The organism is Ferribacterium limneticum (assembly GCF_020510585.1).
Taxonomy (GTDB): domain Bacteria; phylum Pseudomonadota; class Gammaproteobacteria; order Burkholderiales; family Rhodocyclaceae; genus Azonexus.
The window spans coordinates 3,433,154-3,449,118 of record NZ_CP075190.1; the positions used below are offsets into that span (position 1 = coordinate 3,433,154).

A 15,965-nucleotide genomic window follows, 5' to 3' on the forward strand; every position below is an offset into this window, starting at 1 on the left:
GTGAGCGAAAACGCCGCCGACCAGCTATTTCTAGGGCGACAGCCCATCCTGGACCGCAATCAGCAGCTTTTCGCTTACGAACTGCTTTTCCGTAGCGGTAGCCGCAACTTCGCCGACATCACCTGCGGCGTGCAGGCTACCGCCACGGTCATCGCCAATGCTTTTACCGAGCTCGGCGTCGAGGCGGCGCTGGGCGAATATCGCGGCTTCATCAATGTCGATGAGGCCTTTCTGTTCAGCGACCTGCTCGAGTTGCTGCCGCGCCACGCCGTCGTTCTCGAAATCCTCGAAACCGTCCCGCCGACGCCGGCCGTCATCGAACGCTGCGTCGCCCTCAAAGCAGCCGGCTTTACGCTGGCGCTCGACGACGTCATCCAGCTTGAACCTGAATACGCTGAATTGCTGACGCTAGTCGAAATCGTCAAGGTCGATATCCAGCCGCTGTCACGCATCCAGCTCATGCAACTGGTCATGAAGCTGAAGCCGATGGGCAAGCAATTGCTGGCCGAAAAAGTCGATTCGCGCGAGCAAATGGAACAGTGCCTGAAGCTCGGCTTCACGCTGTTCCAAGGCTACTACTTCGCCAAGCCAACTATCATTTCCGGCAAGAAGCTCGATCATTCGCAGATTTCGCTCATGAAACTCATGGGCCTGCTACTCGGCGATGCACCAACATCGGAAATCGAAACAGCGCTCAAGCCCGAACCCGGCCTGACCATCAATCTGCTGCGCATGACCAACTCGGTCGGCTCGGGCAGCAGCGAAAAAATCACCTCGCTCGGCCACGCCATCACCGTCCTGGGCCGCCGCCAACTGCAACGCTGGCTGCAACTGCTGGTCTTCTCGGCCGGCAACCCGAGCGGCACGAGCAACCCGCTGCTCCTCCTGTCCGCCACCCGCGGCCGACTCATGGAACTGCTGGCCGGCAAATTGCAGCCGGGCGACATCGGCTTTGCCGACCAGGCCTTCATGGCCGGCATCATGTCGCTGATGCCAGCACTGGTCGGCCAGCCCATCGCCGAGATCGTTGCCCCGCTGGGCCTGACCGCCAATGTGCGCGACGCTCTGTGCGCCGGCAGCGGCTCGCTGGGCGCCCTGCTCCGCCTGGCCGAAAGCAGCGAATCAGGCGATATTTCCGGGTTGACCATAGCCCTCGGCGAATTGCCGGGTCTCAGCCCGAAAGCGCTGAACCACGCCCAGACGCAAGCGCTGCAATGGTCCAACAGCATCGGTCAGGAAGCAGCGGCGTAGGTAGCGCTGACCGTTACAAAAAGGCGACAGCTCCCGCACAAACACGGGCGGGCACTCGTCTACAATTGCCTCATTTTCACCACGTGAGCCAGACCATGGACAGCACCCGGCACAACCCTCAGTTTCGCCAAGGCACCCCGCCCGGCCCATTGGCCAAGCTGGCGGCCTTCGTTCTGAGCGCGGCCTTCATGGTGCTGGCTTTCATGTTTTCGTTGGTCGCCCTGGCCGTTGTCGCCGTTCTCGGCGTGGCGCTGGGCGGCTGGCTATGGTGGAAAACGCGCACGCTTCGCAAGCAGATGCAGCAAATGCGCGAAGCCCAGCAAACGGGTTTTGATCAACCGACGCGTGGCGATCAGGTAATCGAGGGTGAATTTATCCGCGAAGTACCGCCCGATCAGCGCCTTCCGTAGTCAGCGCATCTTCGGATTGAGCGAGCCGCGGTTGTAATCCTTGTCGCCGGGCATCACTGTCCGGCCGACACCAAATAGACCGCCCTGCCCAGCGGCCGGGCGGGCCTTGTTTTCCGGATACTCAGCGGCGACTTTCTGCGCCTCGGCCGCCATCGCGGCATCGACAAACTCCCAGCGACCATTCGGGAAAAGACGCACTTTTTTCCCGTCGACCGTAGCAGCCTCGAGCGGCGTGCGGTCGAGTTCGGCGGCGAAGCCCTGTCCCGCCGCCAAGACCAGCATCAGCGCAAAAGCCGCTTTCACAGCTTGCCTTCGACCCAGGCCGACACCGAAGCCAGCGCCGCCGGCAGGTTTTCCGGCTGCGTACCGCCAGCCTGCGCCATGTCGGGACGACCACCGCCCTTGCCGCCAACCTGCAGGGCGACCATATTGACCAGTTCGCCGGCCTTGACCTTGCCGGTCAGGTCAGCCGTCACACCGGCAATCAGCGTGACCTTGCCATCGACCACCGAGGCGAGCAGGATGGCCGCCGATTTGAGCTTGTCCTTGAGCTTGTCCATGGTCTCGCGCAGCGTTGCGACGTCGGCGCCTTCGAGCGTAGCGGCAAGCACCTTGGCGCCCTTGATGTTGGCGGCCTGGCTGACGAGATCATCGCCCTGGGAAGCGGCGAGTTTTGACTTTAGGCGAGCCAGTTCCTTCTCCAGCGCACGAACGTTGTCGAGAATGCTGACAACGCGCTCGGCCAGATCGTCCGGCTGGGTCTTAAGCAAGGCGGCGACGCCGGCAACGCGACTCGCCTGGGCCTGCACCCAGGCCAGCGCGTTGGTTCCGGTGATCGCCTCGACGCGACGCACGCCAGCCGCGACGCCGCCCTCGGAAACAATCTTGAACAGGCCGATGTCGCCGCTACGGGCAACGTGGGTGCCGCCGCACAGTTCCTTCGAGGAGCCGATGGCAACGACGCGCACCTCTTCACCGTATTTCTCTCCGAAAAGCATCATGGCACCGGACTTCTGGGCATCGTCGATGCCCATGACGCGGCTGTCGGTCGCCGCATTGGCGAGGATCTCGGCATTGACAATCTCTTCGACTTCGCGGATTTCCTCGGCAGTCATCGGGGTGTTTTGGGCGAAGTCGAAACGGGTCTTGTCCGGATCGACCTGCGAGCCCTTCTGCTGGACGTGCTGGCCGAGAACCTGGCGCAGCGCCTTGTGCATGAGGTGGGTAACCGAATGGTTGCGCTCCGTGGCAGCCCGGGCAACGGTATCGACCTTGGCACCGACTTCCTGGCCGATGACCAGTTTGCCGGTTTTCAGGATGCCGTGGTGGCCGAAAACAGCCGCCTGGATCTTCAGGGTGTCTTCGACGGCAAAAATGCCGCCGACACCCTTGAGCTCGCCGCGGTCGCCGCACTGACCGCCCGATTCGGCGTAGAACGGCGTGTGGTCGAGAACAATCACGCCGAAATCACCTTCGTTGAGTTCGTTGACGGCGGCGCCGTCCTTGTAGAGCGCCAACACCTTGCCCTTGGCTTCGAGCGACTCGTAGCCGTGGAAGATGGTTTCCTGGCCGGCGTAATCGAGGTTGAGCGCCATCTTGAACTTGCCGGCGGCGCGCGCCTGTTCCTTCTGGCGAGCCATGGCGGCGTCGAAGGCGGCGCCGTCGACGGTGACGTTGCGCTCGCGGCAGATGTCGGCTGTCAGGTCGAGCGGGAAGCCGTAGGTGTCGTGGAGCTTGAAGGCGGTTTCGCCGTTGAAGACGGTGACACCCTTGGCGGCCATGGCAGCGAGTTCGCCTTCAAGGATTTCCATGCCGTGCTCGATGGTCGCGAAGAAGCGGTCTTCTTCCTGCTTGAGCGTGGCGACGACCTTGGCCTGGTTTTCCTTGAGTTCCGGGTAGGCATCGCCCATTTCGGCGACGAGGTCGGGCACCATCTTGTGGAAGAAGGCGGCGCGGGCGCCGAGCTTGTAGCCGTGGCGGATGGCGCGGCGGATGATGCGGCGCAGGACGTAGCCACGACCTTCATTGCCAGGAATGACGCCGTCGGCAATCAGGAAGGAGCAGGCGCGGATGTGGTCGGCCAGCACCTTGAGCGACGGCGAATCCATGTCGGCATCGCTGGTTTCGCGGGCGGCGGCCTTGAGCAGCGCCTGAAACAGGTCAATCTCGTAGTTGGCATGCACGCCTTGCAGCACGGCGGAGACGCGTTCGAGGCCCATGCCGGTGTCGACTGAGGGCTTGGGCAGCGGATGCATGACGCCGGCTTCGTCGCGGTTGAACTGCATGAAAACGTTGTTCCAAATTTCGATGAAACGGTCGCCGTCTTCGTCCGGCGATCCCGGCGGGCCGCCCCAGTACTTTTCGCCGTGGTCGTAGAAGATTTCGGTGCACGGACCGCAGGGGCCGGTGTCGCCCATCATCCAGAAATTGTCTGAGGCGTAGCGGGCGCCCTTGTTGTCGCCGATGCGGATGACGCGCTCGACCGGCACGCCGATTTCCTTGGTCCAGATGTCGTATGCTTCGTCATCCTCGGCATAGACGGTGACCGTCAGCTTGTCCTTGGGCAGTTTGTAGACTTCAGTCAGCAGTTCCCAGGCGTACTTGATGGCGTCGCGCTTGAAGTAGTCGCCGAATGAGAAGTTGCCGAGCATCTCGAAGAAGGTGTGGTGGCGCGCCGTGTAGCCGACGTTTTCGAGGTCGTTGTGCTTGCCGCCGGCGCGCACGCATTTCTGCGAAGTCGTCGCGCGGGAATATGGACGCTTGTCGAAACCGAGGAAGACGTCCTTGAACTGGTTCATCCCGGCGTTGGTGAACAACAGCGTCGGGTCTTCGTGCGGCACCAGCGAGCTCGAGGAAACTATCTGATGGCCCTTCGAGGCGAAGAAGTCGAGGAACTGCTGGCGGATTTCGGAGCTTTTCATAAGCTGGCGGCCTTCAAGGCGTTGAATTCGGAATCCGTGATTTTAACGCAGGTGCGGCAGGAACTTGAGCCCCCGAAAAAGGATTCAACTCGGGTTTCAAAACGGGCTTCAATTTTGGCCCTTTTTTCCGGTTGACCGCAGAAATGAAAAACCCGCCAATTGGCGGGTCTCATCGGCTGCCGAGAGCAATCAACGGCGGCGCGGACGGTCAACCCGGCCGTTGTGGTTGAAATCGTGCTGGCGGTCGTGCTTTTGTGCGTAGATGCGGCGGCTCTGGACTTCCTGCGCCTGATGCAGGCGGGCCCGCTCACCGCGGGTCACGACGCCGTCGGACTTGGCGCGGTTTTCCATGTTGTCGACATGCTGCTGGCCCCGATCCAGACGGTTGGCTTCGCGCTGGGTCAGACTGCCGGAAGCGACGCCCTGATCGATGCGCTGTTCCTGATTGGCCTGACGCTGATCGACACGCGGCGTGTTGGCCTGGGCGAAGGCCAGGGCGGGCAGAACAAGGGAAAGTACGGCGATGGTCTTGATGATTTTCATGATTTTCTCCTGGTATTTAGGGCGAACTCCCTGAACGTCATTAGAAAATATTCCGGCGCAAAAATCAGCCGCGCAAATGCAAGCCTTTGTAAGCACTTGTTTCCGCGACGAAGAGGTCGAGGCGATCGGTAAATATGGCGCTGACGCCACGCTCGAACAGCGATTCTGCGGCTTTTTTCGTGTTGACCGTGTAACACAGCACGGGAATGCCATTGGCCTGCGCCTCGGCCAGCACATCGTCGCTCAAATGCCTGGCAGCGCAATGCAGGGTAACCGCTCGCAGACGCCGCACCACGGCCAGCCAGTCGGCCGGCACCCGTTCGAAGAGCACGCCGCGCGGAATCTGTGGCGCCAGATCGCGGGCAATTTCGAGCGCCTCCAGCGAAAACGACGAGATCAGCGGCTGCACCGTGGCGCCCTGCCACAGGCCGGTGCTCAGGCGAGCCACCGTTTCCGCCGTCTGGCGCTCGAGCCCCGCCGCCGGCTTGATCTCGACATTGGCCAGCAGGCCATATTCGCGGCAGGCGGCAACCGCATCGGCATAACAGGGAACCCGCTCGCCATCGCCGGCATCCAGCGCAAAGAGTTGCGCATCGGGCGTCTCGCCGACCAAGCCCTGGCCATTCGTCGTCCGCTCCAGCGTTTCGTCGTGAATGAGCACGGGCGTGCCATCGCCGGACAACATGACATCAAACTCGACCGCCGAAAAGCCCATCCGACCCGCCAGCCGGATACCGGCCAGCGTATTTTCCGGGGCCAGCGCCCCGCCACCGCGATGACCAATCCAGCGCGGCAGCGGGAAATTCATCAGAAGGGCTGCGCCTTCTTCAACAGCGGTTTGGCGCCGAGTAGCGCATTGCCGCGGCTGACCGCGGTATCGAGCGCCGCCTTGGCCGGCTTCTTGTCTTCCCAGACGGCTTCCATCTCTTCGTCGGTAATGATGCGCACCGGGTCAATGTTGGCGACACGCACGGCCGGCTTGCTGCCATTGCCTTTGAGCGAGGCGTAGGCAATTTCCAGCGTCTTGTCGTCATCCTTGAGCAGCTTGCTGTGCGCGGCGGCACGGGCGACCGAGGTCATCGGCAGACCACCGTAGACGCGGACCATTTCCAGCTGCATTTCCGGCGACAGCATGAAACTGACGAATTTCGCCGCCTGCTTGTACTGCGCCGGCGTCCGACCGGCGCCGACCCACAGCGAAGCACCATCAGCCAGCGACGACTGGCGACCGCCATAGACATCGTCGTGATACGGCAGCGCTGCGACGCCCAACTCGACACCCTTGGCATCGCGAAAATCGACATGTTCGCGCGAATCGGTGGTGATCATCGCGCACTCGCCCTCGTGGAACTTGGCGCTGGCTTCGTTGCGACGACCGAACAGCTTGAAGTAATTGGCCTTGCTCCAGGTTGCCATCATCGCCAGGTGCTTGACCTGCGGCAGGCCATTGAAGGTCAGTAGCCCCTTCTCGGTAGCCGCCGGCACACCCGAGATGGCGCTGACGTTATCGACGTGCACCCAGACCGGCCACGACGAAGTGTAGGGGCAGGCGTAGCCGGCATCCTGCAGCTTGTCGAGCATGCCCTGCATTTCAAACCAGGTCTTCGGCGGCTGCTCGGGATCCAGCTTGGCCTTGCGGAAAGCGTTCTTGTTGTAGAACAGCACCGGGGTCGAATAAAGCACCGGCAGGGCAACGACTTTGCCCTTGGCATCGACTGCACCGGCCTTCAGATCACCCGACAGCTCGCCGAACTTGAGTGGCTGACCGGCCTTGGCCATCATGTCGTGCAGGGGCACAAAGGCCTTGGGCTGACTCAGGACATCGCTCATGTCATAACGGCGCATCAGGTTAAGCACCGCCGGCTTGTCGCCCTTTTCCAGGCGCACCAGCTTCAAGGTACTGCCCGACTCCTTGTTGAAGCGGTCGATAATTGCCTGCAAACGCTCCTCACCGGCCGGGCCAAAATTGTGGGCCAATTCGAATTCGGCAGAAACCGTCGGCGTAGCCGCCGGCTTGGCCGCAGGCTTGACCGCCTTGGCTGGCTTGGCCTGCACGACAGAACAGGCCAGGGCCAGTGTAATGGCGACGGTCAGGGGACGAATGCAATACGACATGAATACTCCAGCAGTTCTTAAAGAACTAAATTATAAAGCCGCGCGCCACGACACACGCCCCACACTTTTCGCAAATATGCGAAAATCCAGCGCATGATCAAGCGAATTTTTCTTATTCTCGCCATCCTCGGACTCAGCGCCTGCGACCAGGTCGGCCAGAAGCTCGGCCTCGAAGATCCAGCCAAAAAAGAAGCCAAGACCGAACAGGAGGCCAAGGCAGTTGGCAGTGCCTGCCGCCAGTCCGGCCGCGCCATCGAGGACTGCTATGCGATCTACAGCTGGCTGCCCAAGGCGGGCATCTACACCGGCTGGCGCGAGATGGACGAATACATGCGCGAGAACAAGCTGGAAACAATCGCACCGCAACTCCCCCCACCGGAAGGCCCGGGGAGCAAGAAAAAGAAGAAAGCCCAGGAGACTGCCAGCGAAAGTGAAACCAAAGCCGAAACCAAGGCTGAGGCCAAAGCAGAAGCCAAGGCAGAGCCTGAGCCAAAGGCCGAGAAACACTAAGCAGCAGGAACATCCTCGTCGAATCCGCCCGGAAGGTAGGAGACATGAAATTTCCAGCATTTCTGGGTGGCATTCGCGGCAAACTGATCGGCATTTTTGTCCTGATCAAGGTCGTTCCGCTGCTCTTGCTGGCCGGATTTGCCTGGTACGCCACCACTCAACTGGGCGAAGACGTTTCTGCCAAGGCGGGCAGCATGGCCGACGCCATGCTCTCGACGATCAAAACGGTCGGCAAGACCGTTACCGACGACTCCATTCGCGCCCTCGACCAGCGCTCGCGCGAAGCCATTGAAGCGCTGACCACGGACGCCGCCAAGGAAATCGCTTCTTTCCTGCATGACCGCGACAGCGACATCCGGCAAGCCGCCGTACTTGCCCCATCCGAAGCCGCCTTCCGCCGTTTTCTGAACGAGCGTAGTCGGCCGATCTATCAACATGGCCCGTGGAAGCTGGCCGCGGATGGTCAATCGTGGATCCCCGAAACACCAGCCGTCCGCGAAGCCAAGGTCAGCCGCCCGGTGCTGGCGGACAACGCCAGGGATTTCCACACCCGCCCGCCGGAATATTTTGGCGAAGCCGAGCAGCGCCCACTGTTCGTCGAAATGACCTTCGTCGATCTCAACGGCAACGAGAAGATCAAGGTCACTACCGGTCAGCTGACCGAAAAAAGCCTTAAAAATGTCGTCGACCGCAGCAATACCTTCGTCAAGGCAGAAACCTATTTCCCCGTGCTCAAAAAGCTGAAAGCCGGCGAAATCTACGTTTCCGACGTCATCGGCGCCTACGTCCCGACCCAGGTCATCGGTCCCTACCTGCCCGCCGCCCTGGAAAAAGCCGGCAAGCCCTTCACGCCTGAAGAGTCAGCCTATGCCGGCACGGAAAACCCCGTTGGCAAGCGCTTCCGCGGCATTGTCCGCTGGGCCATGCCGGTCGTCAGTGGTGGGCAAATAACCGGCTACGTTACGCTGGCACTGGACCACGACCACATCCGTCAGTTCTCCGATCGCCTCATGCCGACCGACGAACGCTACACGCCGATCGCCGACGCCATCAAGGGCAACTACGCCTTCATCTGGGACTACAAGAGCCGCTCGATTTCCCATCCGCGCGACTATTTCATCGTCGGCTACGACCCGCAGACCGGCCTGCCGGCAACGCCGTGGATGGACACCGAGCTGTACGCCGAATGGCAGGCCAGCGGCAAGCCATCCGATGAATTCCTCGCCGGCATTCCCGCCTTTCGCAACCAGAACCTGAAACTCAAGCCGGCCAAGGAGCTGGTCAAGGCCGGCACGGTCGGCCTCGATTGTCGCTATCTGAATTTCTCGCCGCAGTGCGATGGCTGGAATGCGCTGACCGAGCACGGCGGCTCCGGCTCCTTCGTCATTTTTTTCTCCGGCCTGTGGAAGCTGACCACCGCTGCCGCCATCCCCTACTACACCGGCCAGTACGGCAAGTCGCCGCAGGGTTTCGGCTTTGTCACCATCGGCGCCAATGTCGACGACTTCCACAAGGCGGCGACCGACACCGCCGGCCGGATCAACCAGCTCGTTGCAGAAAAGGATGCCAGCCTGGCCATCCAGCGCGGCGAACTGCTCGACCATATTGCCGAAAGCCTGACCTCGACCGGCATCGGCCTGTGGACCTCGACGCTGCTCATGGTGGCCATCGTCATCGGCATTGCCATCTGGATGGCCGGACTGCTGACCCGGCGCATCACGGCGATGATCACCGGCATCCACGCCTTCCAAGAAGGCGACCTGAAACACCGCCTGGATGCTGGCTCCTCCGACGAAATGGGCGAACTGTCGCGGTCTTTCAACCGGATGGCCGACTCGGTCGAAGAATCCTTCAATCGACTCGAAGAAGCGCGGAAAAAGGCCGAGGAAGCCAGCCGGCAGAAATCTGCCTTCCTGGCCACCATGTCGCACGAACTGCGTACCCCGCTCAACGGCATCCTCGGCTTTGCCGAATTGCTCAAAGGCGAGCTGGAAAGCCCGGAACATCGCGGCTACGTCGAGATCATCGAGCAAAGCGGCGGCCACCTGCTCAACCTGGTCAATGAAATTCTCGACCTGGCCAAGATCGAATCGGGCGAGATGCGTTTCAATCAGATCGCCATTTCGCTTGCCGACGTCGCCAGCGAAAGCGCGGCCGGACATCAGGTCAGCGCCGAGGCAAAAGGCCTGCAGTTCGAACTCCAGCTTGCCGAAGACCTGCCCGCCGAAATCACCACCGACCCGACCCGCCTGCGCCAGATTCTGAACAATTTATTGAGCAATGCTGTCAAATTTACAGAAACCGGCCGAATCAGCCTCCGGATCAGCCGGGTCGGCCATCAAGTGGCCTTCGCCGTTCGCGATACCGGCCCCGGCATCCCACTGGAAAGCCGCGAAACAATTTTCGAGAAATTCAAACAACTGGAAAATTTTCTGACCCGCGAACACGGCGGGACAGGATTAGGGCTGGCACTCGTCCGCCAACTGGCAGAACATATGGGCGGGATGGTCACGCTCGAGTCTGAAGTCGGCGTCGGATCAACTTTCACGGTTTACCTGCCACTGGATATCAGTCATGACCGAACAACGTAACGCCTTGGTCGTCGACGACCACCCCACAAACCGCCTGCTCGCCTCCGCCATGCTCAAACGGCTCGGCTGGACGGTCGTCGAGGCAGAGAGCGGCAGTGCGGCACTGACTCTGGCCGCCAAGCAAACATTCCACCTCGTATTGCTCGACATCAGCATGCCCGGCCTCTCCGGCGAAGACACCTGCGTCCAGCTCCGGGCCGCCGAGGCAAGCCAGCCCCTGCGCATCGTGGCGTATACCGCCCACGCCTTCCCGGAGGATCGGGAACGTCTGCTCGCCGAAGGCTTCGACGATGTCCTGGTCAAACCGATCAGCCGTCAGCGCCTCGAAGAGATTGCGGCAAACCTCTAATCGCCGCCATTTTTCGCAGCCGATCGGGATTCGTTTTCAGGCCGCCCCTCAAGCATCCCGGTACTAAAGGGCTGGTAAGCGTATAATCATGCCCCATGTCTGAAATCAATACCTTAGCTGGCGAGAACGCCATCATCATCGCTGCTGACGCAGTGCCCGAAATCACCTTTGCCGACCTCGGCCTGGCGCCCGAACTCCTGCGCGCTGTGCTCGACGAGGGCTACACCAAGCCGACGCCGATCCAGGCCCAGGCCATCCCGCTCGTCATCAGCGGCAAGGACATCATGGGCGGCGCCCAGACCGGCACCGGCAAGACGGCTGCGTTCACGCTGCCCATCCTGCAGCGCATCCTGCCCTTTGCCAGCAGCAGCCCGTCGCCGGCCAAGCACCCGGTACGCGCCCTGATCCTCGCGCCGACCCGCGAACTGGCCATGCAGGTCTATGAGTCGGTCAAGACCTACAGCAAGCACACGCCGATCCGCGCCATGTGTGCCTTCGGCGGCGTCGATATCCGGCCGCAGATCGCCGAATTGAAAAAAGGCGTCGAAATTCTCGTCGCCACCCCCGGTCGCCTGCTCGATCACGTCGAAAACAAGAGCGTCAGCTTCAATTCCGTCCAGGCCCTGGTCCTCGACGAAGCCGACCGCATGCTCGACATGGGCTTTGTCCCCGACGTCACACGCATCCTCAACATGCTGCCGGCCCAGCGTCAAAGCCTGCTGTTCTCCGCCACCTTCTCGGATGAAATCAAGAAGCTGGCCGACACCATGCTCAAGTCGCCGATCCTCATCGAGGTCGCCCGCCGCAACCAGGTCTCGGAAAACATCACCCACCGCGTCCATCCGGTTTCCGAATTCGGCAAACGTGGCCTGTTGATCAAACTGCTCAAATCCAGTGAAATCCGCCAGTGTCTCGTTTTCATGCGGACCAAGCAGGGCTGCTCGCGACTGACCCGCGAACTGCAGCGCGCCGGCATCAAGGCTGACGCCATCCACGGCGACAAGAGCCAGCTCGAACGCATCAAGGCCCTCGAATCCTTCAAGAACGGTGAAACCGATGCCCTGATTGCCACCGACGTCGCCGCTCGCGGCCTCGACGTTGACGACCTGCCCTACGTCATCAACTACGAGTTGCCGCACACCCCTGAAGACTACGTGCACCGCATCGGCCGTACCGGCCGCGCCGGCAAGCTGGGCAACGCCATTTCGCTGGTCAGCGCCCGCGAAGTCGTTTATCTGGTCGATATTGAAAAGCTCATCAAGCGGCCGATTGAACAGGTCGAAGTCGCCGGTTTCGAGCCGGAACCGGAATACGAATACCCCCCGGGCAACAAGAAAAAACGCAGCGCTCCGGTCATCGCCCCGGTCGCCCAACGACCGGAACGTGGCGAACGCCCCGAGCGCAGCGAACGTCCAGCGCGCCCGGAGCGGGAACGGAGTGACCGCCAGGACCGCCGCCCGCCGCGTCGCAATCCGATGATCGCGGCTGACGGTTTCGACTTCAGCAAGCCTTACGAAGACAATTCGCCACGCGGCGATGTGCCGGATTCAGCCACGGCAGCAGCCAAGGTCGATCCGCACAAGCCGAAGCGGGTTGTTGCGGCGTTGCTGGGTGGGCTTGGGCGCAAGTAGGAAGGACCAAACGGCGCCTTTCTGGCGCAGGGGCTTTCCGTATTAATTGGCTTGGGCTTCCGCCCTTGCGGGGCGTCTCACTTTTTCTTGCTTCGCCAAGAAAAAGTAAGCAAAAAGAAGGCGACCCTGGGTCGGTGCCGGCTGCGCCGGTTCCCTGTGCTACTCGGCAGGCCGGGCGGCTGCGGAACTCGGGGCTTTGCCCCTCAAACAGTCCTCGCCGACTGCCCCCGGCCTTCCTGCGTTGCTCGGCACCTCCCAAGGGGCCCGGTGAAACACCCCGTGCTTGAGCTTGGGTGCCTGAATAACAGATTTCGTTTTTGGGCTTTTTTCCGGTTGACCGTGGAAGTCTGTTTTTTGGGCAAAACGGTCGAGCGTGGACGCCTTTGGGGTCCCCATGAGAGGCGCTGAGCAACGCAGGCGGGCCGGGGGAAGTCGGCTTGCGTTGTCTGAGCCGAAGGCGAGTTTAGCAAGCCGCCCGGTCTGCCGAGTAGCGCAAGGGACCCGAAGGGCGCCGACCTTGGGGTCGCCTTTTCTTTGGCTACTTTCTTTTGGCGAAGCAAAAGAAAGTACGCCCGCCAGCAAGGCGGACCCCCATGCCGATCAACCGGGAAAGCGCCATTTCGCATATGTGCCCATGGCACAACGCAAAGACTCAGACCCTCGCCGCAGGTCCCTTTACCGGCAATGCCTCAATCAGTTTAACGATAGCCAGCGAAAGATTGTCACCGCTGCCATTGGCCCGCCGCCGCGCCTTGTCGATCAATATCTCGCAGGCCTGCCGGGCCGAATTCTGGGCGACCAACATGCCGAGTTCTTCGTCATCAAAGTAAGCCCAGAGGCCATCCGAACAGAGTACGAAGGCATCGCCGGAAGCGAGATTGACCGTTTCTGAGAGCGTTATTTTCGGGTCGTCCTGCCCGCCCAGTGAAGCCAGCAGCACATTGCGATTGGGGTGGGTCAGCGCCTGCTCCGCGGTGATTTTCCCGAGGGCAACAAGGTGCTCAACGTAGGAATGATCGACGGAGCGCTCGACCAGCTTGTGGCCGCGAAAATGGTAAAGGCGGCTATCCCCGCAGTGCCCCCAGGTGATTTTCCCCGGTTGCAGGAGCAGCATGACCGCCGTGCTGTGAGGATCCATTTCGTTCATGAAACGCGATGCCTTGATCATCGTGTGCGCTTCACGCATGGCGTTTTCGAGCATGCGCTGGGGGTCCTCATCGGCGGACGAAAACTGGTCGAGATTGGTTTTTGCGGTATGTACCACCTGTTCGGCAGCCAGCGCACCACCGGTGTGGCCGCCCATGCCATCGGCAACAACGGCCAATGCCACGCCGCGCTTGCGGGCGTGCGGAAGGATCGCTACGCGATCCTGTTGTTCCTTGCGATCCCCTTGATGCTGCGCTGCGCAGGCGTCGACTGCTATTGCCATCCATCCCCCTTGTTGTGGGGAAGCTTATCACGGAAGGGTTTAGCGGCCATTAACACTGTGTCCTGCCTTGCTTTTTCTCCGGGCATTCAAGCCTCGACCACGCCGCCGAATCGTTCAAGAACGATATCGACAAATTCGGGCAGCGCGTCGTCGTTGAGGCCAAGCTCGGGCAGCACCTCATGCTTTACCCGCTCCCACTCGGGGCTGGCGATGCGCTGATCGCGATAGTAGATATCGACGGCGAGCTGGACTATGGCCACCATGCTGCGCGCTTCATGCTGGCCCAGTTCGCCGATGGCGTGGTGGTAGCGGATAGCATCGCAAATGAACTCGGGCAGGTGCCAGTGGCGGGCGACCAGATAGCCGACGACACAATGATCGGCATTGAATTTCCGGTCCTCTTCGGCCAGATCGATCCAGATGCCGGGCGCTCCGAGTTTCATCTCGGCGCAATAGGTCGGGAAACGCTGCATGAGCAGGGGCACGCCGCAATCGTGGAAGATGCCGGCCAGGTAAGCCTGATCAGGAAAGATATTGCAGACAGCGACCCGCTCGTCGGCAATCAGCATGGCCAATTGCCCAACGGCATGCGAACGCGCCCAGAAAGCCTCGTAGACACGCCGATTTTTCTTGATCTCGCCCGCCCCGGACAACGCGATGGCCTGGACCAGATTGAACGTCTGATGAACACCGACGGCATGGAGGATGGTTTCGACGGAATCGAAGGGCTGGTGCTGGCGGTAGGCCGAATTGCCGACAACCTTGAAAAGCATCGCCGTCAGCCCCGGATCCTTGTTGATGACGCGAGCCAGCAGCCGGACATCGAGTTCGCTGCGGTTGATGAGCTGGCGCAGCTCTTCGAGGACGCGCGGCTGGGCGGGAAGCTTGACGCCGTTCTCGAGCAGGCGCTTGATGCGGGCGGCATCGTCGGCGCCGAGCGACCGGGTGATCTCAAATACGGAAGGTACGTCGTGGCTCATGCCGTTGCCTCGTCAATCAATTCAATCCAGTGCCGCACGGGCAGTGTACTACCCGCCTGCAAGTGGGTCAGGCAGCCGATATTGGCCGTCGCCGCCAGCGCCGGGCCACCGGCATTGAGGGCAGCCAGCTTGTTGGTGCGCAGTTTGTTGGCCAGTTCGGGCTGCAGGACGGAATAGGTGCCGGCCGAGCCACAGCATAGATGGCTGTCGGCGACCGGCGTCAATTCGTAGCCGGCGGCTTGCAGCAAGACCTCGATGCTGCCGCGAATCTGCAGGCCGTGTTGCAGGGTACAGGGCGAATGAAAGGCCAGCTTGCCGCGTTTTTCGGTGTGGCACGCCAGCAAGGGCAGCAATGCGGCTTTCTCACCGGCCAGAATTTCTGAGGGATCGCGGCACAGAGCGCTGATTTTTGCCGCTTTTTCGGCGTAGACCGCGTCATCGGCCAGGATGTGTTCGTAGTCCTTGATCTGCACGCCGCAGCCGGAGGCAGTGGCAACGATGGCCTCGACACCTGCCTCAACATGCGGCCACCAGGCGTCGATGTTGCGCCGCATGTCGTTCTTGGCCGTTTCGTGGTCGTTGAGGTGGAAACGCACGGCGCCGCAGCAACCGGCCTTGGCTTCTTCAAACAATTCGATCCCGAGCTTGTCGAAGACGCGCGCCGTGGCTGCGTTGATATTGGGCGCCAGCGAAGGCTGGACGCAACCGGCCAGGGCCAGCATGCGGCGCCCGTGGGCGGCCGGCTTCGGCCACGGCGCGCCGGACGGCTGGGCGGGCGGCAACTTGTCGGCCAGAGCGGTCGGCAAGAGCGGCCGGACCGCCCGGCCAACGGCAATAGCCGGGCCAAACAGCGCGGGGTTGGGCAACACGGTTCTCAGCAGCGCGCGTGTCACACGGTCAGCGAAACGGCGCGGCAGTTTTGCCTCGACCACGGCGCGCCCGACATCGAGCAGATGGCTGTATTTGACGCCCGACGGGCAGGTCGTTTCGCAGGAACGGCAGGTCAGGCAGCGGTCGAGGTGGGTGCGCGTCTTTTCGGTCACCGCCTTGCCTTCGAGCACCTGCTTGATCAGGTAGATGCGGCCACGCGGACCGTCGAGTTCGTCGCCGAGCAGTTGATAGGTCGGACAGGTCGCCGTGCAGAAGCCGCAATGGACGCACTTGCGCAGGATTTCCTCGGCGATCTGGCCGGCGTGGGTGGCGCGCAGTTCGGCGGTAATTTTCGTATCCATCAG

The 15,965-nt window shown here is 61.6% G+C and carries 14 protein-coding genes; 6 read left to right on the top strand and 8 right to left on the bottom strand.

The features are described 5' to 3' along the window. Together KI613_RS16410 and KI613_RS16415 are read left to right on the top strand one after the other, a co-directional pair. Complete coding sequence (locus KI613_RS16410; protein ID WP_226401317.1) at positions 1–1,251, top strand: EAL and HDOD domain-containing protein; 1,251 nt, start codon at positions 1–3, stop codon at positions 1,249–1,251. Positions 1,252–1,346: 95 nt separating this feature from the next. Continuing rightward, complete coding sequence (locus KI613_RS16415) at positions 1,347–1,661, top strand: hypothetical protein (RefSeq protein ID WP_226401318.1); 315 nt, start codon at positions 1,347–1,349, stop codon at positions 1,659–1,661. On the opposite strand, the gene KI613_RS16420 is transcribed toward KI613_RS16415, so the two are convergent. The 5 genes from KI613_RS16420 to KI613_RS16440 all read right to left on the bottom strand — a co-directional run bounded on the left by KI613_RS16420 (position 1,662) and on the right by KI613_RS16440 (position 7,240). After that, the gene (locus KI613_RS16420; protein WP_226401320.1) at positions 1,662–1,964 is read right to left on the bottom strand and encodes a hypothetical protein; all 303 of its coding nucleotides are present in this window, start codon (positions 1,962–1,964) and stop codon (positions 1,662–1,664) included. Next, on the bottom strand, positions 1,961–4,582 hold the full coding sequence (gene alaS / locus KI613_RS16425) for an alanine--tRNA ligase (RefSeq protein ID WP_226401322.1): 2,622 nt from the start codon (positions 4,580–4,582) through the stop codon (positions 1,961–1,963). The genes KI613_RS16420 and alaS overlap by 4 nt, the downstream gene beginning before the upstream one ends. A 189-nt stretch (positions 4,583–4,771) precedes the next feature. Then, positions 4,772–5,125: a hypothetical protein gene (locus KI613_RS16430; protein ID WP_226401324.1), complete on the bottom strand. Its 354-nt coding sequence runs from the start codon at positions 5,123–5,125 to the stop codon at positions 4,772–4,774. A gap of 64 nt (positions 5,126–5,189) precedes the next feature. After that, positions 5,190–5,933: a glycerophosphodiester phosphodiesterase gene (gene ugpQ / locus KI613_RS16435; RefSeq protein WP_226401326.1), complete on the bottom strand. Its 744-nt coding sequence runs from the start codon at positions 5,931–5,933 to the stop codon at positions 5,190–5,192. Then, on the bottom strand, positions 5,933–7,240 hold the full coding sequence (locus tag KI613_RS16440; RefSeq protein ID WP_226401328.1) for an extracellular solute-binding protein: 1,308 nt from the start codon (positions 7,238–7,240) through the stop codon (positions 5,933–5,935). The genes ugpQ and KI613_RS16440 overlap by 1 nt, the downstream gene beginning before the upstream one ends. Positions 7,241–7,333: 93 nt before the next feature. Here KI613_RS16440 and KI613_RS16445 point away from each other — a divergent pair, with 93 nt between their 5' ends. The 4 genes from KI613_RS16445 (at position 7,334) to KI613_RS16460 (ending at position 12,321) form a co-directional block, all read left to right on the top strand. Beyond that, positions 7,334–7,750 (top strand): hypothetical protein, encoded by a 417-nt coding sequence (locus KI613_RS16445; protein ID WP_226401330.1) that lies wholly within the window; start codon positions 7,334–7,336, stop codon positions 7,748–7,750. 44 nt (positions 7,751–7,794) lie between these two features. Continuing rightward, positions 7,795–10,341 (top strand): sensor histidine kinase, encoded by a 2,547-nt coding sequence (locus tag KI613_RS16450; protein ID WP_226401332.1) that lies wholly within the window; start codon positions 7,795–7,797, stop codon positions 10,339–10,341. After that, the gene (locus tag KI613_RS16455) at positions 10,325–10,690 is read left to right on the top strand and encodes a response regulator (protein ID WP_226401334.1); all 366 of its coding nucleotides are present in this window, start codon (positions 10,325–10,327) and stop codon (positions 10,688–10,690) included. The genes KI613_RS16450 and KI613_RS16455 overlap by 17 nt, the downstream gene beginning before the upstream one ends. A 161-nt stretch (positions 10,691–10,851) precedes the next feature. Beyond that, complete coding sequence (locus tag KI613_RS16460) at positions 10,852–12,321, top strand: DEAD/DEAH box helicase (protein WP_226405770.1); 1,470 nt, start codon at positions 10,852–10,854, stop codon at positions 12,319–12,321. 652 nt (positions 12,322–12,973) lie between these two features. Here KI613_RS16460 and KI613_RS16465 read toward each other — a convergent pair. The 3 genes from KI613_RS16465 to glcF form a co-directional block, all read right to left on the bottom strand. After that, a complete protein-coding gene (locus tag KI613_RS16465) occupies positions 12,974–13,750 on the bottom strand; it encodes a PP2C family protein-serine/threonine phosphatase (RefSeq protein WP_226401336.1) in 777 nt (258 codons plus the stop codon). 86 nt (positions 13,751–13,836) lie between these two features. Then, positions 13,837–14,730, bottom strand: a complete 894-nt coding sequence (locus tag KI613_RS16470) for an HDOD domain-containing protein (RefSeq protein ID WP_226401338.1) — start codon at positions 14,728–14,730, stop codon at positions 13,837–13,839. Further along, the gene (gene glcF, locus KI613_RS16475) at positions 14,727–15,962 is read right to left on the bottom strand and encodes a glycolate oxidase subunit GlcF (RefSeq protein ID WP_226401346.1); all 1,236 of its coding nucleotides are present in this window, start codon (positions 15,960–15,962) and stop codon (positions 14,727–14,729) included. The genes KI613_RS16470 and glcF overlap by 4 nt, the downstream gene beginning before the upstream one ends. Positions 15,963–15,965 lie beyond the last annotated feature (3 nt).

Excerpts from the sequence above, each read along its gene's own strand:
- KI613_RS16415 (WP_226401318.1), top strand. The coding sequence starts at position 1,347 with ATGGACAGCACCCGGCACAACCCTCAGTTTCGCCAAGGCACCCCGCCC.
- alaS (WP_226401322.1), bottom strand. The coding sequence starts at position 4,582 with ATGAAAAGCTCCGAAATCCGCCAGCAGTTCCTCGACTTCTTCGCCTCG.
- KI613_RS16430 (WP_226401324.1), bottom strand. The coding sequence starts at position 5,125 with ATGAAAATCATCAAGACCATCGCCGTACTTTCCCTTGTTCTGCCCGCC.
- ugpQ (WP_226401326.1), bottom strand. The coding sequence starts at position 5,933 with ATGAATTTCCCGCTGCCGCGCTGGATTGGTCATCGCGGTGGCGGGGCG.
- KI613_RS16440 (WP_226401328.1), bottom strand. The coding sequence starts at position 7,240 with ATGTCGTATTGCATTCGTCCCCTGACCGTCGCCATTACACTGGCCCTG.
- KI613_RS16445 (WP_226401330.1), top strand. The coding sequence starts at position 7,334 with ATGATCAAGCGAATTTTTCTTATTCTCGCCATCCTCGGACTCAGCGCC.
- KI613_RS16450 (WP_226401332.1), top strand. The coding sequence starts at position 7,795 with ATGAAATTTCCAGCATTTCTGGGTGGCATTCGCGGCAAACTGATCGGC.
- KI613_RS16455 (WP_226401334.1), top strand. The coding sequence starts at position 10,325 with ATGACCGAACAACGTAACGCCTTGGTCGTCGACGACCACCCCACAAAC.
- KI613_RS16465 (WP_226401336.1), bottom strand. The coding sequence starts at position 13,750 with ATGGCAATAGCAGTCGACGCCTGCGCAGCGCAGCATCAAGGGGATCGC.
- KI613_RS16470 (WP_226401338.1), bottom strand. The coding sequence starts at position 14,730 with ATGAGCCACGACGTACCTTCCGTATTTGAGATCACCCGGTCGCTCGGC.
- glcF (WP_226401346.1), bottom strand. The coding sequence starts at position 15,962 with ATGGATACGAAAATTACCGCCGAACTGCGCGCCACCCACGCCGGCCAG.